Source organism: Peribacillus sp. NPDC060253 (genome assembly GCF_042727425.1).
GTDB lineage: Bacteria > Bacillota > Bacilli > Bacillales > DSM-1321 > Peribacillus.
In genome coordinates this window covers 1-23,302 of the sequence record NZ_JBHXAS010000001.1, presented here as the reverse complement: position 1 = coordinate 23,302, position 23,302 = coordinate 1, and the positions used below count along the sequence as shown (strand labels likewise).

27 protein-coding genes are annotated in these 23,302 nt (G+C 40.8%); 25 read left to right on the top strand and 2 right to left on the bottom strand.

Features of this window, described 5'->3' with window-relative positions; translation table 11 throughout:
• Positions 1-143 precede the first annotated feature (143 nt).
• The 15 genes from ACFWE9_RS00135 to spoIID all read left to right on the top strand — a co-directional run bounded on the left by ACFWE9_RS00135 (position 144) and on the right by spoIID (position 14,373).
• Positions 144-518 (top strand): NADH-quinone oxidoreductase subunit A, encoded by a 375-nt coding sequence (locus ACFWE9_RS00135; protein ID WP_377355286.1) that lies wholly within the window; start codon positions 144-146, stop codon positions 516-518.
• Positions 509-1,021 (top strand): NuoB/complex I 20 kDa subunit family protein, encoded by a 513-nt coding sequence (locus ACFWE9_RS00130; RefSeq protein WP_230159222.1) that lies wholly within the window; start codon positions 509-511, stop codon positions 1,019-1,021. Before ACFWE9_RS00135 ends, ACFWE9_RS00130 begins: the two co-directional genes overlap by 10 nt.
• Positions 1,022-2,140 (top strand): NADH-quinone oxidoreductase subunit C, encoded by a 1,119-nt coding sequence (locus ACFWE9_RS00125; RefSeq protein ID WP_377355285.1) that lies wholly within the window; start codon positions 1,022-1,024, stop codon positions 2,138-2,140. It abuts the gene before it with no gap.
• Between the two features lie 5 nt (positions 2,141-2,145).
• Entirely contained in the window at positions 2,146-3,243 is a 1,098-nt protein-coding gene (locus ACFWE9_RS00120; protein ID WP_377355284.1) for an NADH-quinone oxidoreductase subunit D, read from the top strand.
• Positions 3,244-4,251 (top strand): NADH-quinone oxidoreductase subunit NuoH, encoded by a 1,008-nt coding sequence (gene nuoH, locus ACFWE9_RS00115; protein WP_230159225.1) that lies wholly within the window; start codon positions 3,244-3,246, stop codon positions 4,249-4,251.
• A gap of 33 nt (positions 4,252-4,284) precedes the next feature.
• Positions 4,285-4,704, top strand: a complete 420-nt coding sequence (gene nuoI / locus ACFWE9_RS00110) for an NADH-quinone oxidoreductase subunit NuoI (protein ID WP_048685828.1) — start codon at positions 4,285-4,287, stop codon at positions 4,702-4,704.
• On the top strand, positions 4,701-5,219 hold the full coding sequence (locus tag ACFWE9_RS00105) for an NADH-quinone oxidoreductase subunit J (protein WP_230159226.1): 519 nt from the start codon (positions 4,701-4,703) through the stop codon (positions 5,217-5,219). The genes nuoI and ACFWE9_RS00105 overlap by 4 nt, the downstream gene beginning before the upstream one ends.
• Complete coding sequence (gene nuoK / locus ACFWE9_RS00100) at positions 5,216-5,530, top strand: NADH-quinone oxidoreductase subunit NuoK (protein WP_057911923.1); 315 nt, start codon at positions 5,216-5,218, stop codon at positions 5,528-5,530. The genes ACFWE9_RS00105 and nuoK overlap by 4 nt, the downstream gene beginning before the upstream one ends.
• A 34-nt stretch (positions 5,531-5,564) precedes the next feature.
• The gene (nuoL, locus tag ACFWE9_RS00095) at positions 5,565-7,439 is read left to right on the top strand and encodes an NADH-quinone oxidoreductase subunit L (RefSeq protein WP_377355283.1); all 1,875 of its coding nucleotides are present in this window, start codon (positions 5,565-5,567) and stop codon (positions 7,437-7,439) included.
• Complete coding sequence (locus tag ACFWE9_RS00090) at positions 7,436-8,959, top strand: complex I subunit 4 family protein (protein WP_377355282.1); 1,524 nt, start codon at positions 7,436-7,438, stop codon at positions 8,957-8,959. Before nuoL ends, ACFWE9_RS00090 begins: the two co-directional genes overlap by 4 nt.
• Positions 8,960-8,962: 3 nt before the next feature.
• Positions 8,963-10,489 carry an NADH-quinone oxidoreductase subunit NuoN gene (nuoN, locus tag ACFWE9_RS00085; protein ID WP_230159229.1) on the top strand — a complete coding sequence of 509 codons (1,527 nt, stop codon included), beginning with the start codon at positions 8,963-8,965 and terminating at the stop codon, positions 10,487-10,489.
• Between the two features lie 148 nt (positions 10,490-10,637).
• The gene (locus tag ACFWE9_RS00080; RefSeq protein ID WP_061465671.1) at positions 10,638-10,880 is read left to right on the top strand and encodes a DUF1146 family protein; all 243 of its coding nucleotides are present in this window, start codon (positions 10,638-10,640) and stop codon (positions 10,878-10,880) included.
• A gap of 162 nt (positions 10,881-11,042) precedes the next feature.
• A complete protein-coding gene (locus ACFWE9_RS00075) occupies positions 11,043-11,792 on the top strand; it encodes a YwmB family TATA-box binding protein (protein WP_230159230.1) in 750 nt (249 codons plus the stop codon).
• Between the two features lie 32 nt (positions 11,793-11,824).
• Positions 11,825-13,126: a UDP-N-acetylglucosamine 1-carboxyvinyltransferase gene (gene murA, locus ACFWE9_RS00070; RefSeq protein WP_230159231.1), complete on the top strand. Its 1,302-nt coding sequence runs from the start codon at positions 11,825-11,827 to the stop codon at positions 13,124-13,126.
• Positions 13,127-13,335: 209 nt separating this feature from the next.
• Positions 13,336-14,373 carry a stage II sporulation protein D gene (spoIID, locus tag ACFWE9_RS00065; protein WP_230159232.1) on the top strand — a complete coding sequence of 346 codons (1,038 nt, stop codon included), beginning with the start codon at positions 13,336-13,338 and terminating at the stop codon, positions 14,371-14,373.
• Positions 14,374-14,393: 20 nt separating this feature from the next.
• On the opposite strand, the gene ACFWE9_RS00060 is transcribed toward spoIID, so the two are convergent.
• Entirely contained in the window at positions 14,394-14,819 is a 426-nt protein-coding gene (locus tag ACFWE9_RS00060; protein WP_377355281.1) for a VanZ family protein, read from the bottom strand.
• 152 nt (positions 14,820-14,971) lie between these two features.
• Here ACFWE9_RS00060 and spoIIQ point away from each other — a divergent pair, with 152 nt between their 5' ends.
• The 8 genes from spoIIQ to ACFWE9_RS00020 all read left to right on the top strand — a co-directional run bounded on the left by spoIIQ (position 14,972) and on the right by ACFWE9_RS00020 (position 21,509).
• Entirely contained in the window at positions 14,972-15,910 is a 939-nt protein-coding gene (gene spoIIQ / locus ACFWE9_RS00055) for a stage II sporulation protein SpoIIQ (RefSeq protein WP_230159234.1), read from the top strand.
• Positions 15,911-16,333: 423 nt separating this feature from the next.
• On the top strand, positions 16,334-16,606 hold the full coding sequence (gene spoIIID / locus ACFWE9_RS00050; protein ID WP_034315767.1) for a sporulation transcriptional regulator SpoIIID: 273 nt from the start codon (positions 16,334-16,336) through the stop codon (positions 16,604-16,606).
• A gap of 306 nt (positions 16,607-16,912) precedes the next feature.
• On the top strand, positions 16,913-17,914 hold the full coding sequence (gene mreB / locus ACFWE9_RS00045) for a rod shape-determining protein (RefSeq protein ID WP_057911932.1): 1,002 nt from the start codon (positions 16,913-16,915) through the stop codon (positions 17,912-17,914).
• Between the two features lie 279 nt (positions 17,915-18,193).
• Positions 18,194-19,033, top strand: a complete 840-nt coding sequence (locus tag ACFWE9_RS00040; protein ID WP_377355280.1) for a flagellar hook-basal body protein — start codon at positions 18,194-18,196, stop codon at positions 19,031-19,033.
• A gap of 55 nt (positions 19,034-19,088) precedes the next feature.
• Positions 19,089-19,937, top strand: coding sequence for a flagellar hook-basal body protein (locus ACFWE9_RS00035; protein ID WP_377355279.1), 849 nt, complete (start codon positions 19,089-19,091; stop codon positions 19,935-19,937).
• A 172-nt stretch (positions 19,938-20,109) separates the two neighbouring features.
• Positions 20,110-20,364 (top strand): DNA-directed RNA polymerase subunit beta, encoded by a 255-nt coding sequence (locus tag ACFWE9_RS00030; RefSeq protein ID WP_230159095.1) that lies wholly within the window; start codon positions 20,110-20,112, stop codon positions 20,362-20,364.
• A 123-nt stretch (positions 20,365-20,487) separates the two neighbouring features.
• Positions 20,488-20,916, top strand: a complete 429-nt coding sequence (fabZ, locus tag ACFWE9_RS00025) for a 3-hydroxyacyl-ACP dehydratase FabZ (protein ID WP_230159094.1) — start codon at positions 20,488-20,490, stop codon at positions 20,914-20,916.
• Between the two features lie 308 nt (positions 20,917-21,224).
• Entirely contained in the window at positions 21,225-21,509 is a 285-nt protein-coding gene (locus ACFWE9_RS00020) for a hypothetical protein (RefSeq protein ID WP_230159093.1), read from the top strand.
• A gap of 118 nt (positions 21,510-21,627) precedes the next feature.
• Here the strand turns inward: ACFWE9_RS00020 and ACFWE9_RS00015 are convergent, their stop codons facing one another.
• Positions 21,628-22,062 (bottom strand): YwpF family protein, encoded by a 435-nt coding sequence (locus ACFWE9_RS00015; RefSeq protein WP_230159092.1) that lies wholly within the window; start codon positions 22,060-22,062, stop codon positions 21,628-21,630.
• Positions 22,063-22,432: 370 nt separating this feature from the next.
• Between ACFWE9_RS00015 and ssb the strand changes: the two genes are divergently transcribed.
• Positions 22,433-22,795 (top strand): single-stranded DNA-binding protein, encoded by a 363-nt coding sequence (gene ssb / locus ACFWE9_RS00010; RefSeq protein ID WP_230159091.1) that lies wholly within the window; start codon positions 22,433-22,435, stop codon positions 22,793-22,795.
• A gap of 19 nt (positions 22,796-22,814) precedes the next feature.
• A complete protein-coding gene (locus ACFWE9_RS00005) occupies positions 22,815-23,111 on the top strand; it encodes a hypothetical protein (protein WP_230159090.1) in 297 nt (98 codons plus the stop codon).
• Positions 23,112-23,302: the final 191 nt, after the last annotated feature.

Below are 23,302 nucleotides of genomic sequence, written 5' to 3'. Positions count from 1 at the left end.
ACTTCAAACCTCCTCCAGTCACGTATGCTTCTAAAAGATTGTTACCCTGCATAAATATTTAAAAAGGTATCCTACAAAAAAAGAAGACAAGCAAAAGTAAAATGTACCCATTAAACATGATTTATCCATAAAGGGAGATGAATATGGGACAACTGCATATTTACCAAAATAATTATTTAATTGTATTTGTTTTTCTTTGTCTCGGCATTTTATTACCAGTGATTGCATTATTTCTTGGCAGACTGCTTAGGCCCCATAAACCGACAGATATGAAATATACGACTTATGAAAGTGGAATCGAGCCTTTTCAGGATTCGAGAGTTCAATTCAATGTCAGATACTACTTATTCGGCTTGATGTTCGTCATATTTGACGTAGAAACGGTTTTTCTATATCCATGGGCGGTAGCTTATGATGAGCTCGGATTGTTTGCCCTGTTTGAAATGCTATTTTTTGTTCTTATCCTTATGTTGGGACTAATCTATGCTTGGAAAAAGAAGGTGTTAAAATGGAATTGAAGTTAGACGAACTTACTCCCGCAGAAATGGAAGAAATGCGTAACAGTATTTTTTTATCGACACTTGAACAAATAAAGGGATGGGCTAGAAGTAATTCACTTTGGCCAATGACTTTCGGTTTAGCATGCTGTGCAATTGAAATGATGGGTGTGGGCTCCTCACATTATGATTTGGATCGTTTTGGTTCATTTTTCCGGACATCACCAAGACAATCTGACGTCATGATTGTCTCAGGAACGGTAACGAAAAAAATGGCCCCGATAATAAGTAGATTGTACGATCAAATGCCTGAACCGAAGTGGGTAATTGCAATGGGATCTTGTGCTACAGCAGGCGGACCCTATGTGAAATCCTACTCGGTGGTCAAAGGAGTAGATCAAATAGTACCTGTCGATGTATATATTCCGGGGTGTCCCCCAAACCCGGCAGCACTTATATATGGAATCAATAAATTAAAAGAGAAAATCCGTTATGAGGCGAAAACCGGAAAGCGGGTGATATAGATGAGCGAGAAGCAGGACTTAGCCCAACAAAAGAAAGAGGCAGCGGCTAAGGCGAAGGCCACCGCACTGGCCCGAAAACATGCGAAGGAGGAAGCGACGGAAAAGCCGGAAGGTGAACTGAATCTGTTGAAACAAAAGGCGGCCGCGGCAGCCAAGGCGAAAGCTGTAGCTCTGGCTCGGAAAAAGGCGAAGGAGGAAGCGACGGAAAAGCCGGAAGGTGAACTGAATCTGTTGAAACAAAAGGCGGCTGCGGCAGCCAAGGCGAAAGCGGCAGCGCTGGCTCGAAAAAAGGCGCAGGAGGAAGCGGTCGAAAAGCCGGAAGGTGAATTGGATCTAGCGAAACAAAAGGCGGCTGCGGCAGCCAAGGCGAAAGCGGCAGCGCTGGCTCGAAAAAAGGCGCAGGAGGAAGCGGTCGAAAAGCCGGAAGGTGAATTGGATCTAGCGAAACAAAAGGCGGCCGCGGCAGCCAAGGCAAAAGTTGCCGCGCTGGCTCGAAAACAGGAATCCAGTGATAATGATGATGATCTTGAAAAAGCCAAGGCAAAGGCAATTGCAGCTGCCAAGGCGAAAGCTGCTGCTGTTGCGAAGGCCAGGAATAGTGTAATGGAAAGCAAGGAAGATCAAATTCCAGATGAACCCTCTCCAAACCAGGCCAAACTCGATCAAATTGTTCATGCTATTGAAAGGAATGTGGGACAAGAGGCATTAATAGACCACTATATTAATAGACTATCAAAAGATGTACCCACAATAGTAGCTAATCCAGATACATATTTCTCAATAGCGAAATTCCTTCGATATGATGAACAGCTTAACTTTTCGTATTTATCGGAACTTCATGGAACGGATTTCGAAACCCATATGGAAATTTATGTACATTTGCATTCATTCAACATGAATCAATCAGTTGCCTTGAAGGTGAAGCTGGACAGGGATTCTCCCGCTATTCCATCATTGGTTCCATTATGGTCAGGAGCCAATTGGCCGGAATGTGAGGCGTATGATTTATTAGGTATTCATTTTCATGAACACCCTGATTTAAAGAGGATTTTACTTGGTGATGATTGGAAAGGGTATCCCCTTAGAAAAGATTATCAGCCTTATGATGTGGAGGTGTAACCCCAATGTTAAGGACAGAAGAAATGCTTCTCAATGTCGGGCCGCAGCATCCGAGTACACATGGTGTTTTTCGGCTTGTCATCAAAATCGATGGTGAAATTATAAAAGAGGCTACCCCTGTCATTGGGTATCTGCATCGTGGTACGGAAAAACTAGCGGAAAACTTGCAATATACACAAATCATTCCATATACCGATCGGCTGGATTATCTGGCCGCAATGACAAATAATTATGTGCTTTGCCATGCTGTTGAAACAATGATGGAGATGGAAATCCCCGATAGGGCAGAATATTTGCGGGTAATCGCAATGGAGTTGGGCAGAGTTGCAAGCCACCTTGTCTGGTGGGGTACATACTTGCTTGATATAGGTGCGACGAGCCCTTTTTTATACGCTTTTCGTGAACGGGAAATGATCGTTAATTTACTAACTGAATTGTCAGGGGCACGGCTTACTTTCAATTATATGCGTGTTGGTGGTGTAAAATGGGATGCCCCTGAAGACTGGATTGAAAAGGTGGCCGAGTTTGTGCCGTATATGAGGGAACAGCTTGCCGGTTACCATGAGCTTGTAACAGGGAATGAAATCTTTGTGAATCGAGTTAAAGGGGTAGGCACCTATACGAAGGAAGAAGCGTTGCAGTATTCGCTTAGCGGGGCAAACTTAAGATGTACAGGTGTGAACTGGGATTTACGAAAAAATGAACCATATTCCATTTATGACAGGTTCAACTTTGATGTACCTACACGGAGAGAGGGCGATGCCTTTTCACGCTATCACTGTAGAATGGAGGAGATCGAAGAATCATTGAAAATTCTTGAGCAGGCGGTCGAGCAATTTCCAGAAGGGCCGGTCCTTGCTAAGGTCCCGAAAATAATAAAGGTTCCCAAGGGTGAAGCATTTGTCCGAATTGAATCACCAAGAGGGGAGATCGGCTGTTATATTGCGAGTGAAGGGAAAAAGGAGCCATATCGTTTGAAATTTCGCCGACCTTCATTTTATAATCTGCAAATACTTCCGAAGTTATTGGAAGGGGAAAATATGTCGAACTTGATAACGATATTAGGTGCAATCGATATTGTTCTAGGGGAGGTGGATGGATAAATGATCAAGGATTTGCTTCACTCCACTCCAAGCTTACTGAATTTTGGCATTTTTTTTGGTTTGGCAGTCCTGCTGCTATTCGTTGTGTTAGGGTTTGTTACCTATGGAATCCTATCAGAACGGAAAATCATGGGGTTCATGCAGCTACGGGTGGGTCCCAACCAAATTGGAGGAAAATGGGGTCTCTTGCAGACCGTTGCCGATGTTTTGAAACTTCTGATCAAGGAAGATACGATACCCAAAAAAGCCGATAAGCCGCTTTATATATTAGCGCCAGTGATTGCTTTTGCTCCAGCCTTCATGGTCCTTGCCGCCTTGCCGTTCACGGATGCCTTCCAATTTGCCGATATAGGTGTAGGGCTTCTGTATTATATGGCCATTTCCGGCATATCGACAATCGGAATCGTCACGGCTGGCTGGGCATCCAATAATAAGTATTCGTTGATCGGCGGGATGCGGGCAGCCGCACAAATGATATCTTATGAGATTCCGTTGGTGATGTCGCTAGTGGGAATCGTACTCTTAACAGGTAGTTTAAACTTGAATGAAATAGTCGCAGCCCAGGAGAAGGTTTGGTTCATTTTTCTTCAGCCGATTGCATTTATCGTGTTTTTTATTGCATCGGTTGCCGAGTTGAACAGGGTACCTTTTGATCTTCCGGAAGCGGAATCTGAACTTGTTGCGGGGTATCATGTTGAATACTCTGGTTTTCGCTGGGCCTTCTTTATGTTATCCGAATATGTATATATGTTTGCAATGGCCACGCTAACCACTGTATTATTTTTAGGGGGATGGAATTCTATTCCGTTTTTGGATTTTATTCCTGCGGCTATCTGGTTCGGTCTGAAATTCAGTGCTGTGTTCTATGTACTGGTTTGGATCCGTGTAACCTTTCCTCGTATAAGGGCCGATCAATTGATGGAGTTCGGATGGAAAGTATTGCTCCCGGTTGCGTTAGCTAATATATTTTTGACAGCACTTATAAAAGAATTAATCAACCTTTTTTAAAAACTTAAGCTGGTCAGAAAGCGAGGGATTTAAATGCTTGGTTTAGCAAAAGGTTTAACCTATACATTAAAGAACTTGACCCGGAAAAAAGTGACCTATGACTACCCGAATGAGCCGCTGCCGCTCCCTGACCGATTCCGCGGAATCCAGAAGTTCTACCCTGAAAAGTGCATTGTATGTAATCAATGCGTGACGATTTGTCCAACGGATTGTATTCAATTAACCGGTAAAAAGCATCCTGATCCGTCGAAAAAAGGAAAGATCATCGATACGTATGACATTAATTTCGAGATCTGTATTTTATGTGATCTATGTACGGAGGTCTGCCCTACAGAAGCAATCGTAATGACGAACCAATTTGAGCTGGCGGAGTATAGCCGGGATCATTTATTTAAAAATCTGGAGTGGTTGGATGAGAACGATGAAAATATCCGGAAGGTGAATAAAGTATGACTTTATCCGGTGAATTAATTGCCTTTTTTGGCTTGGCACTTGTAGCCATATTAGGCGGGGTGCTGCTAATTACGTTAACTAAAGTGGTCCATATGGTCATTGCACTTGTTTTTACTTTCTTAAGTATTGCCGGCATTTATTTGTTGCTCTCGGCAGAGTTTGTCGCCGTCGTCCAAATCCTGATTTATTCAGGGGCCATTACGATCGTGATGTTATTTGGCATTATGCTGACTAAACACCAAGAAAGTGACGAACCGGCAAAAGGAGGCTGGGGGAAAATCACTTTGCTATTAGCGATTGCTGGATTCGCCGTGGCGGTTTATCTGGGGATTTATAATCTGGATATACCTGTACAGCCAGCCACCTTGCATGAGGAAAATACAAAACAAATAGGAATCGAACTTTTTTCAAAATATGTAATCCCATTTGAAGTAATGTCTGTACTCCTGCTTGTAGCTTTAGTTGGTGCCATCGTATTAGCTAAAAAAGATGATGAGGAGGGAGATCAATCATGACGGGAGTTCCCTTGTCAGCTTATCTCGTATTGGCACTCGTTTTATTTTGTATAGGGTTGTATGGAGCATTGACAAAAAGAAATGCTGTCATTGTTTTGATTTCAATCGAGCTGATGCTAAACGCCGCGAATATCAATTTAGTTGCCTTCAGTAAATTAGGGGTAACGCCATCTATTACGGGTCAAGTGTTTTCATTATTCACGATTACAATTGCTGCAGCCGAGGCAGCTGTAGGTCTGGCTATATTAATGTCCCTATATCGCAATCGGAAGACGGTCAATGTCGATGAAATGGACATTATGAAGCATTGAAGGTTCATATAAATGAAGAAGGGGATTTGATACGATGATGGAGAACGCTTGGCTCATACCGATCTTTCCACTCGTCACGTTTCTGGTTCTGCTTCTATCAGGTGGGCGGTTGCGGGAAAGAGGGGCATATATTGGAATAATATGTACTCTTGCTTCGTTTATTTTATCGTTGCTTGTCTTGATGGAACGGTTTAAGGAACCTACTTATAAAATAACGATAGATTGGCTTTCCATCGGAGGGACGCAACTTAAAGCGGGATTTGAAATCAATCAGCTTAATGCTTTGATGCTTGTGATCGTTTCTCTTGTCAGCCTGCTTGTCCAGTTATATTCGAAGGGATATATGAAGGGTGAAGAGCGATTCTCAACTTTTTATGCTTATCTGGGCTTTTTCACATTTGCCATGCTTGGGCTTGTCATGGCACCCAATTTATTACAACTTTATTTTTTCTGGGAATTGGTAGGGGTGGGCTCCTTCCTGCTGATCGGATTTTACTATTATAAACAGGAAGCCAAGAATGCAGCGAAGAAGGCGTTCATCATGACCAGAATTGGGGATGTAGGGCTCTTGGTCGGTATTATTCTACTTTTCTGGGGAACAGGTAGCTTTGAATATGGAGAGATCTTTCAAGCCGTTCAATCGGGCGTGATATCAAATGAAAGCTTGACGTTGATTGCCATTTTAATTTTTATCGGTGCGGTTGGGAAATCTGGACAATTTCCTCTTCATTCATGGCTTCCCGATGCAATGGAAGGCCCGACTCCAGTTTCCGCGCTGATTCACGCAGCAACCATGGTTGCTGCAGGGGTTTACCTGGTAGCGACCATGTTCCCATTATTCCTGGCTAGTTCTGCTGCGATGCAAGTCGTGGCGATAACAGGCGGATTTACAGCCATCTTTGCCGCAAGCATTGCTCTTGTGCAAAAGGATGTTAAGCGAGTATTGGCCTATTCGACTGTCTCTCAGCTTGGTTTTATGATGCTTGCTTTGGGTACTGCTGGATATGTGGCTGGCGTGTTTCATTTAATGACCCATGCCTTTTTTAAAGCATTGCTGTTTTTGGCAGCAGGCAGTGTTATTCATGCTATACATACACAGGATATAGAAAAAATGGGTGGCTTATGGGGGAAATTGAATTGGACTGGGCCGCTGTTCTTGACTGGCACTTTAGCGATATCAGGATTTCCCTTACTCTCGGGTTTTTTCAGTAAAGATGAAATTCTAATGGCAGCATGGGAGAATGGTAATTATTTGTTGTTTGCACTAGCGGTGATCACCTCCTTTTTAACTGCGTTTTACATGTTCCGGCTGTTTTTCATGATATTTACAGGAGAATCACGCAGTCAAGTGAAGCAGGTCAAGGAATCACCTTCAATCATGTTGCTTCCCATGCTTGTATTGGCGTTCCTTGCAGTAATCAGTGGATATGTCCAAACACCATGGTTCGGAACCTTCCTTGGTGAGTGGCTAATGGAGGGAAATGAAACGCTTCTTGGAGGTAATAGCCATAGTGAGGGTCCCGTTTGGATTATGGTCATGGCCGTGCTTGTATCGCTGGCAGGTATATTCCTTGCTTATATGATATACGCTAAAAAGAAGTTACCTCGGAGCTGGCTTGTTCAAGAAAACAACGAGTTTTATAGAGTTTTGGATAATAAGTATTATATTGATGAGATTTACCATTTTACCGTAGGCTATGCAATCAAAGGCTTAAGTTTATTCCTATCTTATATCGAAAGGTTCATTGTCGGTGGGGTGGTATCCACTGTAACAATCTCGATAGAGGGGTTGGGGAAAATAGGGTCTAAACTGCAAACGGGACAGGTACAGCGTTACGGCATGATAGCCTTTTTGGGACTTGCGGTATTGTTGGTCATTTTTGCAGTAACTGGGGGGTATCTAAGATGAATGTCTATTTGCTCTCACTTTTAGTGTTTTCACCCTTGCTGGGTATTGTGATGGTTGCCCTTATGCCGAAAAAAGAGGAAAGGACGATTAAACAATTTGGCTTTTTCGGAACACTGCCTCCTCTTTTCCTCTCGTTCTTTCTATGTAGTCAATACTATTCAGGTGTTGCCCTTTCCCTCTTTGACATTAAGGTGAATTGGATCAGGTTTGGGAATCTGGAGGTGTATGATCCCAAGCTCTTCACAGTTAATTTTGAGTTGGGTCTGGATGGATTAAGTCTAATCTTCATATTACTGACAACAATCATTTCTTCACTGGCAGCAATCGCCTCCATCTATATAAAACAAGAATGGAAAGGGTATTATTTGCTATTTTTGATCTTGGAGATTGGCATGCTCGGTGTATTTACAGCAGAAAATTTGATCCTTTTTTTCATCTTTTTTGAAATGACCTTGATTCCCGCTTTCTTTTTAATTGGCAGATGGGGCTTTCTGGAGAGGGAGAAAGCATCTTATAGTTTCTTAATTTATAACGGCATTGGTTCGGCAGTTTTATTGGTGGTTATTTTAATTTTATTTGCCCGGACAGGTACAACCAATATTGCGGCTTTGACGCAGATGATGACAATGGGCGGTGTATCGCTTTTTGCACCCATATCCGGTTCGATGAAGTATGGCTTATGTCTGGCCTTCCTCATTGCATTTGCAGTAAAGCTGCCGGTATTCCCTTTTCACAGCTGGATGGTGCAGGTCCATGCAGAGGCACCTCCATCCATAGTCATGATTCATGCAGGTGTCTTATTGAAAATAGGAGCGTACGGAATCATCAGGTTTGGAATGGGGATATTTCCAGAGCAATATAAAAGCTTGGCCTTCACCGTTGTCCTATTTGGGGTCCTCAGCTTTTTATATGGTGCATTTTTAGCGTTGGTACAGACGGATTTCAAGCTCGTTTTAGCATACTCATCGATCTCGCATATGGGTATCGTCATGATGGGGTTGGGAGCCTTGAATGAAGCGGGCATTCAGGGAGCCATCTTTCAAGTCATCTCACATGGGTTAATTGCTGCTCTGTTGTTTTTCTTGGTGGGTGTATTATACGAACGGACGGGAACCACCATGCTTCCTAAGCTTGGGGGATTGGCCAAGTCGATGCCGGTTTTTTCCGGGTTTATGTTAGCGTGCGGGATGGCTTCACTCGGTTTGCCTGGCATGTCTGGCTTCATCAGTGAATTCATGGTATTTCTCGGCTTATTCAAGAGCCAACCAACGCTTGCTGCAGTTGGGGTGATCGGGCTGATTTTAACGGCAGTATATATACTGAGGGCAGTTATGTTGATGACCTTTGGTAAAACTAATAGTTTGGTAGAAAAAGAGAAATGGGACCTTAAAGGGCTGGAGTTTGTACCGGCATTGGTTCTTCTCGGTTTGATCATATCCGTTGGGGTGTACCCAAATTTGTTAGGCGGGCCTCTTCAAGGAACGATTGAAGCCATGATGCTAGCTTTAGGGGGGCGATGAAGGATGGATTGGAACACGATGCTTTCTTATAATTGGGGAGCGATGATGCCGGAATTCATCATCCTTGGAACGGCCATGATTCTTTCGATATTGGATTTATTCTGGCCTAAGCACTTTAATCGAAGGAAACTGGCCTGGCTCGCGCTAACAGGCATCATTTTAGCCTGTTTGTCACTGATTAGCTTATTATCCTTTGAGTCAGTAAGTATCTTATCCGATACATTTCGGTTAGACTCTTTTGCAAAAGCATTTAAGCTACTCTTATTATTCGGAGCAGGTCTTATCATCCTTCTGGCTGAAAGCTATGAACCGCAAGAGGGGTTGCATGAGCATAGGGGGGAATTTTATTATCTGTTCCTGACCGCCTTGCTTGGAGCGATGATCATGTCCTCAAGCGGGGATTTGATAACCCTGTTTGTTGGGCTGGAACTGCTTTCACTTTCATCGTATATATTAGTCGGTATACGTAAACATGATCTGAAGTCTAACGAAGCGTCCATGAAGTATGTAATAAACGGCGGTATTTCCACGGCGATCACTTTATTCGGGATGAGCTATTTATATGGTGTGACTGGTTCAGTCAACCTAGCCGAGATGAGCCGGACGATGGCCGCACTGACGGATGGTCAGCTGCAATACATTATGGGTCTCGCTTTCTTCATGGTTTTTGTCGGATTATCCTTCAAGATTGCTGCGGCTCCATTTCATATGTGGGCACCGGATGTTTATGAGGGGGCACCAACACCAGTCGTAGCCTTCTTAAGTGTAATATCGAAAATAGCAGGTTTCGTCATTATCCTGCGCATTTTTCTTTCGTTATTTCAAACAGCTTCCGGTGACGTGTTCGGTGCGCTTGACTTTTTGGAGAAAAATAATATCTATATAGCTTCATTGGCAGGTCTGACGATCATCATTGGGAATGTGATTGCGTTAAGGCAGCAAAATTTAAAACGATTATTCGCCTATTCAAGCATCGCCCATGCGGGTTACCTCCTTGTAGCGGTAGCTACATTGGGTGGAGGATATTTCCTGATGGACACAGTCTGGTATTACTTACTGGCATATGTATTAATGAATATCGGTGTATTTGCAGTCATTCAACTGCTTTCCAGTCAAAGCGGATCAGATGACATTAGCATTCTTGCAGGACTAGGGAAAAAATCGCCGTACCTTGCCATTGCATTTACGGTCTTTATCCTTTCGCTGGCCGGAATTCCCGGGACGACAGGCTTTATTGGCAAACTGAATATTTTTCTTGGAACATTCATTACGGAACCTGGACATTTTGTCCTTGCAGGAATCATGATTGCAGGTACCATCGTATCCTATGTGTATTATTTCGGATTATTGGTTCAAGTCTTTTTCCGACCCTTTCATTCAGACAAGGTCATTAAAATCCGTTCTGGTCTATATACCGTGTTAATCATTTGCGTAATAGGCACGATCATTTTCGGGGTAGCCCCTAATCTTGCCTTTGACTTCATTCACGATCAATTTGGTGATTTTACAGACTTTATTTCGAGTAAATGATATAATATCTGTATCAGAGGCTCATTCCATTGGATTAGCCTCTATTTACAGTTTTAAAAAGATATTTTGCAATTCTTCCTTTTTAATTCCAAATACGAAGGGGTTTTGTGTTAGAATATAAGACGGGTGTCTTTTAGGAGGTATGTACATGTTTTCAGCAATGGGACAGCAGGCTTTAACAGGAATAATTGCGCACTTGTTTTTCATTGCAGTTACCTGGTGGGCTCTACAGGCATTACATTTTGATAAAATTTTAAGATCCAATTCGGTCATCAAGGCCAGGGTTTTATATATTTTATTAACGGTTGCCATCGGTTCAGTTGTGAGTAATTTCTTCCTTGACTACCTGGGATTTGCAAACCAACTCCCCTATATGTTTAGTGATGACTGATAAGCTGTAAAGCTCTGCTTATAGCAAAATATGATTCTACTCTTGTATTCGCCATGCTTCTCCTGTAACTTTTTCAGGTGGAAGGTGTCACCAATTGTCGGAAAACTCGAAGTATGATCTCTCTCCTTATGGAAATAATGTTTAAAAGGGGAGGGATTTAACATGTATAGTTTGAACAAAAAAATGTTAATATACATAATATTTCTTGGTTTAATGGTGATTTTAATTGGGAATAGTACGATTGTGGCAGAAAACAAACCAGATATAGTCAAATTGGTGGGACTGTTACAAAAGGATAAGGATTTAGACATAGGTAATTGGTCTGTGCTCGCTAGAGAAATAAATAAAGAGATTACTACTAAACAAGAGTTTGGAAGAGAAGTTTCAGCTTTGAAGCAAAAATACCCTCAATTTCAATGGCATCGGAAAGATGATGCTTCCGGCTGGAAGGCTGAGGCGTTAGCTTACAATGTCGATTCAGGTCTAACCGAGTCTATTAAAATAATGACAACAGAAGAGGAATTTGATAAAGTTACCTATGTTATTTACGAAGTGAAGGGACAAAAATGGGAAAAAGCCAATTCAACGTTTTTTACAACTACGTTCCAGAACAGGGTGAATGACCTATTTATAGGGACTCCTTCAATTTTTTCTTGTATTAAAGGGTCTATCAATGATAATATGGATTCGGTTTTAAACTCTAAAACTGAAGACCTGTTAGATATGTTCCAAGCAAGGGAAATTGAGAGTGTGCATGAAACAAACTTTACATCTATATCTGCACATTCAACATTGTTTAAACAACCTTTGACAAAAGAAAAATTAAATTTGCAGTTTGGGCTACGGACAGAAGGATTGGGTGACCGAACGAACTTTGTAGTTGGCACACCAATCATAACGTTTGAATATTAATATAGAGAAAATGGACGCGGAGGGGAATACTTTTGGAAAAAATCATCGTCCGCGGCGGAAAAAGGCTTAGCGGGACAGTTAAAGTAGAAGGTGCTAAAAACGCCGTTTTGCCAGTTATCGCTGCAACATTATTAGCAAGTGATGGGAAAAGTATCATTAAAGATGTTCCTACGCTCTCCGATGTATATACAATCAATGAAGTATTGCGCAACTTAAATGCAGATGTTGCCTTTCATGACAATCAAGTTACTGTAGATGCATCAAGAGAGTTATTAGAAGAAGCACCATTTGAATATGTACGTAAAATGAGAGCTTCCGTTTTAGTGATGGGCTCATTACTAGCAAGGAATGGCCGGGCCCGCGTTGCTCTTCCAGGTGGCTGCGCCATCGGATCACGTCCTATCGATCAGCATTTAAAGGGTTTTGAAGCGATGGGAGCAAAAGTGAAGGTCGGTAATGGTTTTATTGATGCCGAGGTAGAAGGAAGACTTAAGGGTGCAAGAGTGTATCTTGACTTCCCGAGTGTGGGTGCCACTGAAAACATCATGATGGCAGCAACACTTGCTGAAGGTATAACTATTCTTGAAAATGTGGCCAAAGAGCCTGAAATAGTAGATCTTGCGAATTTCCTTAATAAAATGGGTGCCAAAGTCAGAGGTGCTGGTACGGGTACGATGAGAATCGAAGGTGTCGATAAATTATATGGCACTGAACATGCGATTATACCTGACCGTATCGAAGCTGGTACATTCATGACAGCGGCTGCTCTTACTGGCGGCAATGTTCTTGTTCAAGGAGCTGTACCTGAACACCTTACTTCCCTTATTGCTAAAATGGAAGAAATGGGCGTTAAAATTCTTGAAGAAGAAGATGGATTACGCGTCATCGGTCCAAAAACCTTGAAGGCCATTGATATCAAAACAATGCCGCATCCTGGTTTCCCGACTGATATGCAATCACAAATGATGGCATTATTATTGCGTGCTGAAGGAACAAGTATGATTACGGAGACCGTTTTCGAAAACCGTTTCATGCATGTTGAGGAATTCCGTCGCATGAATGCCAATATTAAAATCGAAGGTCGTTCTGTAATCGTTAATGGACCAACTAACATTCAAGGGGCAGAAGTAGCTGCAACAGATTTACGTGCCGCGGCAGCACTCATCCTGACTGGATTGGTTGCAGATGGCATTACTCGTGTTACAGAATTAAAGCATCTTGACAGAGGATACGTGAACTTCCATGGTAAATTGGCATCTTTAGGTGCTGATGTGGAACGTATTAACGAAGATGTGCCTGCAGAAACGAAAAAAATTGCCGATCTAAACGCTTAAGATATTTATAAAAACCATTCATGTTTTGAGTCATTGAAACGTGAATGGTTTTTTTTGTTTTGTTCCAGAATTTACGGCCTCCAACTAAATCGTTGTTTGTTTTTCTATTCATAAAAGCTTGTCCTTCGACATACATTTGTTATGTAAAGATACCTGCTGGATGTGGAGATTTTACGGCAGAGAAAACAAGTGTAGGGAGGCTCAGGAATTTGAAAGCAATCAAACCGATGATCGTACTATTCATAGCAGTAGCATTCGTAATTATCATGATTCCAGCAGTGCTTGTGCTTCCATTTTCAAATGATAAGACAAGTGGGGAGTTAGCCGAACAATTAGAAAAGAACGTGAAGAAGGAAGGTAAAGAAGTAAGTGCAAATGAAATGAGTTCCGTAGAAGTTGCCGTATACCGTACATCTGCAAAAAAGATTGAAAAACTGCCAATTGAATCGTATTTGACTGGTGTGGTTGCAGCTGAAATGCCAGCGGATTTTGAAGAAGAAGCACTGAAAGCACAAGCGCTGACGGCGAGAACTTACATTGTCAATCAGCTCATAAGTGAAAGTCGTTTGGGTTTACCGGACGGTGCTGATGTAAGCGATACGGTCATGCACCAAGTATATATGAATAATGATGAGCTAAAAAAGCAGTGGGGCTCTGATTATAAATGGAAGATGAAAAAAATTAATAAAGCTATAAAGGACACAGCGGGTCAAATCCTAACTTATGAAGGAAAGCCGATTACAGCCACTTTTTTTTCGACCAGCAATGGTTACACGGAAAATTCAGAGGACTATTGGGAAGCGGATTTCCCCTATTTAAAAAGTGTATCCAGTCCATGGGATAAAGAAGAATCCCCCAAGTTTTATAATAAAGTTGTAGTGAATACTGCAGATTTTGAAAGCAAACTCGGTGTAAGTCTATCATCGGGAGCAACAATAGGGACTGTCATTAAAAGGACTTCCGGTAATCGCGTGGGTGTGGTGGATATCGGAGGAAAGAAAATGACAGGTAAACAGATTCGTGAAAAGCTAGGGTTGACATCATCTGATTTTAACTGGGAGCGCCAAGGCAACCGCATTGTCATCACGACAAAAGGATCTGGACACGGAGTTGGTATGAGCCAGTACGGTGCAAATGGAATGGCAAGAGAAGGAAAAAACTATGAAGACATCGTAAAGTACTATTATAAAGGTGTTAAAGTTCAGTCTTCAAATAAGTGGCTGAATACGATGACAGCGAAAAAATGAGAGATGGGGAATCCCATCTCTCATTTTTTTGTGCTTAATTTCTCTATAATGGTCAAAAAGCCCCGTTCATGCTTGAAATAATGATATTGGACATGAAAATAGACTGCAGCTACTCCAATGATATCTTTAATGACATCTATTAAGGTAGAGGAGCGGTATGGGACGAAAGATTGGTGGTATTCGTCAAGTACTCCGTAAAGGCAAGCGACAAGGGCCGCCAACAGGCTTAAACCAGGTTTCAGTTTTTTGTTTGCAGCAAGGGCCGAAACGAATAATATGAACAACAGGGCAAATTCGACTAAATGGAGTGCCTCTTTAATAAATCGGTCAATTGAGGATGATGGAAGATCAAGAATCATATCATCGGGATTGCTCGACATTATCCAAATGGCAATCATATATAGAAAAGGCAATAACGTTAACACGAGTTTAATGGTTTTTTTCATGAATTAGACATCCTTCAACAGTAAGATACCAAACATTTTACCATTCTACGAATAAAATCGGTTTCATTTCCACAAAATAAATCTAAAAAAATTTTTTTCTGAATGTATATAATCTTAACAAAATGTTCAGAATGATTGCTGAGGTGATTAATATGAGAGAGGAAGAAAAGAAACCAACTTCCACAATCCGACGTATACTAAAACAACGTTGGGCATTATCAGCAATCTATATCGCAAGTGCAGCCATAATCTTAGCCGCGGCCTTCTTATTACAAAATAGTTTTGATGATTCAGCTAAAGATGGCAAAGAGGAATCAGCTGAAACAGGAAAAAACTATGGTCAGCCTTCTGTTGAGGTCAACAGTAATCTTGAGACAATCAAGATGCCTGTAGCCGATGCAGACAAATCGGTTATCAAGAAACAATTTTATGATGTGAATGCGGATGAAAAGGCACAAGAAGAAGCATTGGTTTTCTACAACAATAGATATGAGCAAAACAAAGGTATAGATATTGCAATGGAAGATGGAAAGTCTTTCGATGTAAAAGCATCATTAAGTGGAAATGTAACGAAAGTTCAAGATGATGCGTTACTTGGAAATTTAATTGAAGTAGAGCATGAAGATGGTGTCGTTACTCGTTATCAATCTGTTAAAGACATTAAGGTTGCAGTTGGTGACAAAGTGAAACAAGGACAAGCAATTGCTACAGCTGGAAAAAGTCAAATCAACGAAGAGGCGGGCGTACATGTCCACTTCGAAATCAGAAAAGATAACATTGCGTTAAACCCAACTGATTTTATTGATAAACAAGCTTCTGCCATCCAATCTGCAACTGAAATGGAAGGCAGTGAACTTGACGATTCGGCTAACAAAGAAGAAACGCCTGCAGTCGAAGAATCTAAAACTGACAAAGAAGAAACACCTGCGGTCGAAGAATCTGAGACTGGCACGGATGAAACGCCAGCCGTTGACGAAACTGACGAGAGCACTGATTTAGAGAATGGCACTGATAAAGAAGGCTCTACCCCAGGTGAAGATACAACTGAGGAAAGCGATTCCTTAAAAGATTCGTTAAATCAATCTAATTAATAATAAAATCAAAACAAAAACCTTAAGCGTTACGAATGACAACAACTGAAAATTTGGTAAAAGAAAGCCGTTCATTTTGAACGGCTTTCTTTTTTTCTTTCGAGGAAATATTGAGCAATTTGCTGAAATAGTTGAATTTGCGACAAATTTCTCGGGAAATAATTTGTTCCTAAGGAAAATAAATAGATAAAACTAAGAAATAAATCCAAACCTCCTGTCCCATTAGGCATATATTCTTAACCAAGCTAATAAGATGTTATAAACCATGCAAAGAGAGTGTTTGAGGTGAGGAATCGTTTATTACAAATTATCTAATAGGTGAATAATTCTATCTTTCATTGTTTATAGGGCAGCGGTATTCGATTCGAAAAATACGAATCTCATTTCACACTTCTCACATCCAATTTGGGGAGGTCGAGTGGTGTGCACGATTACATCAAAGAAAGAACTATCAAGATAGGAAAGTATATCGTGGAAACTAGAAAAACAGTCCGGGTCATTGCAAAAGAGTTTGGAGTCTCTAAAAGTACAGTGCATAAAGACTTAACGGAGAGGCTGCCAGAAATTAATCCAGATTTGGCTAACGAAGTGAAGGATATATTGGATTATCATAAATCCATTCGTCACCTTAGAGGTGGTGAAGCAACAAAATTAAAATATAAACGATCTGAAAGAGAAGAAGAAATCGTTAAATAATCACTGATATCATTCCGGTATTTGGAAGTGATCGGGCAATCAGGGAATGGATAAAGGGACATGAAAATGTGTCAACTTTTTTCTGATTTTTGACTCCGATTCCGTACCGGGATTTTTTTTATGGGGAAAGGCAGAAAATAGTACTTATGGTATTGAAATTTAATACATATTGGGATTTTAGGTAAAAATAGTCTCTGTTAGTGATTATTTATAATTCATACTTACTTGTGTCAATGCAATATGGTAAAATAAACAATTAGGACAGAAGTAGGTTATATGTGAGGATATTCAAGGAGGATTTAAGAAATGTTTGCTAGAGATATTGGGATAGATCTTGGAACAGCCAATGTTCTTATACATGTCAAAGGTAAAGGAATTGTGTTAAATGAGCCATCGGTAGTAGCGATTGATAAGAATACAAACCGCGTTCTTGCTGTCGGGGAAGAGGCTCGTAAAATGGTAGGCCGTACTCCAGGAAACATCATCGCAATTCGTCCTTTAAAAGACGGGGTCATTGCGGATTTTGATGTAACAGAATCGATGCTTAAGCATTTTATCAATACATTGAATGTGAAAGGCTTCCTTTCAAAGCCTAGAATTTTGATTTGCTGCCCGACAAACATAACAAGTGTCGAGCAAAAAGCGATTAAAGAAGCTGCTGAAAAAAGTGGCGGGAAGAAAGTATTCCTTGAAGAAGAACCAAAAGTGGCTGCAATCGGCGCTGGTATGGATATTTTCCAACCAAGCGGCAATATGGTCGTAGACATTGGCGGCGGTACAACCGATATAGCCGTTCTTTCAATGGGGGATATCGTTACATCTTCTTCAATTAAAATGGCCGGTGACAAATTCGATAATGAAATTTTACATTATATCAAGCGGAAGTATAAACTTCTGATTGGTGAACGTACTGCGGAAAACATTAAAATCCAGGTTGCAACCGTCTTCCCTGGTTCACGTAATGAAGTCATCGATATTCGTGGGCGTGATATGGTATCAGGATTACCTAGGACCATTTCGGTCAACTCTGAAGAAATTGAGGAAGCTCTTCGCGAGCAGGTTTCCATCATTGTACAAGCTGCGAAAAGCGTACTTGAACGGACACCACCTGAACTTTCAGCTGATATCATCGATCGTGGCGTCATTTTAACAGGTGGCGGAGCATTGCTTCACGGCATTGACTTACTACTTGCGGAAGAACTCAAAGTCCCAGTACTCGTCGCAGAGCATCCAATGGACTGTGTAGCAATTGGAACTGGTATCATGCTTGATAATATGGATAAATTGCCACGCCACAAGTTCAACTAAAAAGCGGATGGAAATCTGCATCATAAGATAGGGGTCTAAGGTTCAGACAAACATGAGGCATAGTGAAAGTGCGTGCAGTTCTAGTACTGATGAGCAATAGGCCCTCTTCTTTTAATCAATAATTTAACACCATTCCTTTAAATTTGACCTAGCCTAAAATACAGACAAACTCTTCTGCCTAATGCTTTTCTTTTTTCCTTAAGATACTGATGTTCATGACCGATAAGAAAGATATGAGAAATTGAACGGATAAGTTATGTTGAATGAGGAGTGAAGAAGATGTTAAGAGGTTTTTATACAGCTGCTTCCGGGATGCTTACACAGCAAAGGCGAACGGAATTGCTCACAAATAATATGTCCAATGCAAATACAACGGGGTATAAGGCGGATCAAACAAGTGTAAGGTCATTTCCGGAAATGCTTATTAGCAACATGGATGGTAAAACGATTCCTACGGAGAACAAATTGAGTATGTCTACTTTATCCAAGATTGGTGGGCTTAGTACCGGCGTTTACGTACAGGAGGCTAACCCTTTATTTACCCAGGGTACATTGGAGGAGACCCAGCTTAATACAGATATTGCCTTGGCTGATGAAAACCCTCCAATCAATGAAGAAACCGGCCGGCAAGGATCGGTGTTTTTTACTGTTCAGGATGGTGATGGTAACCTTCGTTATACGCGCAACGGCAGTTTTACTCTAGATGGACAAGGTTATTTAACTACACCTGCTGGTCATTATGTATTGAATGAAAGTAATGAGCGGATCAAGCTTGATAGCGATCGGTTCACCATAACGGAAAACGGTATTCTTTTAGAAGGAAATGTTCAAACGGCACGTCTGGGCATCGGTTATTCAGATAATCCATCATCACAGCTCATGAAGGACGGGGAAGGCCTTTATAGGGTTTTGAATGATGGGGAATTACCAAGCGCATACGCAGCCTTAGAGGTTGGTTTTTCTACTAAGCAAGGCTTCCTTGAAGGCTCTAATGTCGATCAATCGAGAACGATGACAGAAATGATGTCGGCATACCGTTCCTTTGAATCGAGTCAGAAGGTCCTTCAAGCCTATGATAAAAGTTTGGATAAAGCGGTCAATGAAGTTGGCAATCTTTAAGTGAACATTAGAAGAAAAGCGGCTTTGGGAAATTGAACATGTAAGGGGAATATCCATGAATCGGACCATGATGACAGCGACGAATACGCTGAACCAACTTCAAAGTAAACTCGATCAAATAAGTAATAATATCGCTAATGTGGACACGACTGCCTACAAAAAGACCCAAACAAGTTTCAATGACTTATTGATACAGAGTTTCAATAATCAGCCGAGTGAGACGAAGGAAAAAGGGAGGTTGACCACACCTGGCATTCGACAGGGAACAGGTGCTAGGATAAGCCAATCTCAATTGGTGCTATCGCAGGGGGCATTAAAGACGACCGACCGTAACCTTGATGCAGCATTCACTAGGGAAGACCAATTCTTCACTGTAAGCGTTAAGGATGACAAAGGAATCAATACAAGGCTTACACGGGATGGTGCCTTTTATTTATCTCCTAATGGGAATGGTCCAGAACAAATGGTGCTCGTTACCTCCGCAGGACATCAAGTCCTTGACGAAAATGGAAACCCGATCCTTATTGACGGAAGTATTAAAGACATTAAGATCTCGGAAAATGGCTTATTGTTGGTGGATACGGAAGAATACGGCGAAAAGAGTTTTGGGCTCGGCATCGTCTCGGTCAAGAAACCGCAATTTCTTGATCAGCTAGGCGGAAATTTACTGGGCCTTCCTGAAAACATCGATGCCTTGGGTGTTGCAAAAAATGATATCATGTCTGCACTAACAGGGAATACCCGTAATCAAATAGCTGTCCGTCAAGGCACTCTGGAGTCATCAAATGTCGACCTTTCCAAAGAAATGACGGATCTGATCACTGTTCAGCGTTCTTATCAATTTCAATCCCGGGCAGTTACGATGGCTGATCAAATGAGTGGATTAATCAATGGAATCCGTTGAGTTTTCTGGAAAATAAAATGCTTCCCTGCGGAATTATAGCAAATCGGTTATAATGAATTCATAGCAAAGAGAATCGTTTGTGCCTATCATTTTGCATAGCTGCCGAATTTCTGGAGTATAGAGAAAAATCAGTCGGCGAGTTTTCTTAGAAAAAGGAGCTTTCACATTCTATATGGAACAAAATCGTGTAATGAGACAACAAATTGAAGAAGAGATAAAGGAAGTTGAGACGAAACCGAATCGTAGAATCAAGGTCCGTCTTTTGCCAATTTGGCTTCGTTTACTCATTGTTATCGGATTGATTTTCATTGCTGTATTGTCCGGGGCACTATTAGGTTATAGTGTGATCGGGGGAGGACATGCAATGGATGTTTTCCAAAAATCCACATGGACCCATATTATTGATATAGTGAATAAGGGTGCATAGTGCCTTGTCTTATGAGGCAGTTGCCGTCGGTTTCGGTTCTATAGTACATGGCAACCACGCCTCTGTCTTTAAGGCAGGGGCACGTTTACGTTATTGAAAAAAAAATCTCAGGAGGAAAAAAATATGCTTGATATCACACAAATAAAGGAAATCATTCCGCATCGCTACCCATTCTTATTAGTGGACCGGATCATAGAAATAGATGAGGGGAAAAGAGCGGTAGGTTTGAAGAATGTCTCAGCGAATGAAGAATTCTTTAATGGGCATTTTCCGGATTACCCAGTTATGCCAGGGGTATTAATTGTCGAGGCTTTAGCGCAAGTCGGCGCTGTAGCCGTTTTGAAACAAGATGAATATAAAGGGCGTCTTGCATTTTTCGCTGGAATTGATAATTGTCGTTTTAAAAAGCAGGTAAAACCAGGTGATCAGCTGCGTCTTGAAGTCGAAATAGTGCGTATGAGAGGCTCGATGGGCAAAGGGAAAGCGGTCGCAACGGTGGATGGCGAAATAGCATGTGAAGCCGATATCATGTTTGCTTTTGGTGACAAATAAAAAAAGTACATTCATTTTTATAAAATGGATTCATATAACTATATTTCAAAAAAGGTTTAGGGGATCGTGTAGCAGTGTATATATAAAAGAAGCACTGCATTGCTTATAAAAAGCAAAAGCAGATAAGATCCTTTCTATTCTCCCTTTGAATGCCGGACATTTTATATGTCCGGCGTTTTTTTTTGATGAAATTCCTATGAAAGATGAGATCGGTGGTTTTTCTTTTTAAATAAAAAAAATAGGACGCAAGTTATTTTCACATTCGGGCAAAATAGCTAATGATTAAGAAAGAAGGGAGGTTGCCAAAAATGATGAAGAAAAGAATTTTTGCACTACTCGGGGGCTCTTTATTATCCATAATGTTCCTTGCTGGATGTGGAACGAATGATAATGATAACAATCCCGCACCTGAAGATGATAACAAAATCATTGAAGATGATAAGAATGGTGTAAATGATAACAATGGCACAGATGATAACAACATCAATGATAATAATGATGATGATGGAATGATGGACAACAACGATAATGACGTAGATGACAAAGATGACTTGATTGACAACAATGATAAAAAAGACGACAACAATAAGTAATTAGCACTGAATGAAAAAGACTGTCTTAGGTAAGAAGAGGATTATCATCCTTATTCGTCTAAGTCAGTCTTTTTTTGTGTGTATTCGATTAGGGGAATTGGAAATAAGGGAAGGGTATTTATTTATTCGTGGCCAATTTAGGCTTTGAGCGGATTTTTTGCTTGAACTCATTTATTAGCTCTTCGCCGGATAGACCTTTTTGGACCAAATCTTCAAGAAGAAGTTCTGCATATTTGCTACGCGTTTTTTGGATGTGACCAACGAATAATAGGCTGTAATGGTTGCCTACTTTTCTTATGGTGCGTAAGACAGTGTGAAACAAAGCCGGTTCATTGTCCTTTTTGGTAATGACGGCCTGAATATACACCTCTCCGTCAATCTTGGGAAGTGCGGGTTCAAGCTCATTGAAATGACTTTCTTCTACAAAAGCTTCCAGTAACCATGTTCTAGCGTCGTTTTCTTTATTAATGATTAACCCGTCTGTCAATGCAATATCAATCAAGTGTAAATTCTCAGTAACAATTTGCAACGAGATTAATTTAAATGATTTCATCTAATTCCTCCGTTTCTTGCCAGAAGAGCGGTATTACCCCTCTCATTGTAAATGTAAATCTACCCCCCGAAATGGTTCAAATGATTAATCCTTATTAAGGTAATTATATCATACTAAAAAACTGTCCCTTAATGAAATGAAAACCTAACAACTGTCTAAATTATGAACGATAGAATAAAATTTTGCAAAATATTTAATTTTGTTAACTTTTCGTTTTTTACGAAATTTCAAACGATAAAAATTGATTTTTGAATCGCTTCAAATCGATTTTTCATGAAGAAAAAGGCAGGAATAAGGTCATTTCATCCATTTTTTAATTAAGTCGAGAACGAGTATGATAAAAGCATAATAAACAGAAAGGAGTGAATAGATGATCAACCAAGTTACCCTCGTCGGCAGGCTTACGAAGGATCCAGAATTAAGATATACCCCTGACGGTAAGGCTGTTTCCAATGTCACGTTAGCGGTCAACCGTAACTTTCGAAATACTGTTGGTGACTATGAGGCTGACTTTGTACAATGTATCATATGGAGAAAGTCGGCTGAAAATACGGCTCAATATTGTAAAAAAGGTGCATTAATCGGTATCACAGGCAGAATACAAACGAGAAGATACGAAAACAAAGAGGGTAAAAATGTATATGTTACTGAAGTGATCGCAGAGATGGTTCAATTTATTGCAACTAAACAAAATGATGTTAAGCCAAAGGATTTTCAACATATTGGTTTATAGTCTTACTTGGAGGTTGAGCATGAGTGAAGGAGATAAGGCTTGCGTCCGGGCAGAAGCACCCTCGATTTTTCAGACAATAAAAAATAATAAGCGCATAGAAGAACTCATTAGTGTTTTAATTCGTCATGTAGCGAAGACCCAGGTAAAAGCTTCGGATAATGAATATGAATTAGTACAGATTAAATTGATGCTTGCCCAATTGGTAACTCAAAATAAGTATTTATACGACCATAATGAAAAATTAACGGAACGTATTTCAGCTCTTGAACAAGGCGAAGGATGTTTCGGTGACAGAAAAAAACTCCGTAAAGCTTGATTGCAGCATAAAGCTCATTTTTTCCCCTTTCATTCCCCAAAGCAAATAAGCTTTTTCCTCGCTGGAAACTCCGGTTTACCCGCAAAAGGTATCAAGTTATTTGATTCCCCCCCCTTTTTAATGACTGCAAAAAATGCAGTCTTTTTTTCATGCCAAAAAGTGTGTTTTTTAACAAAATAAAAAAATTATTC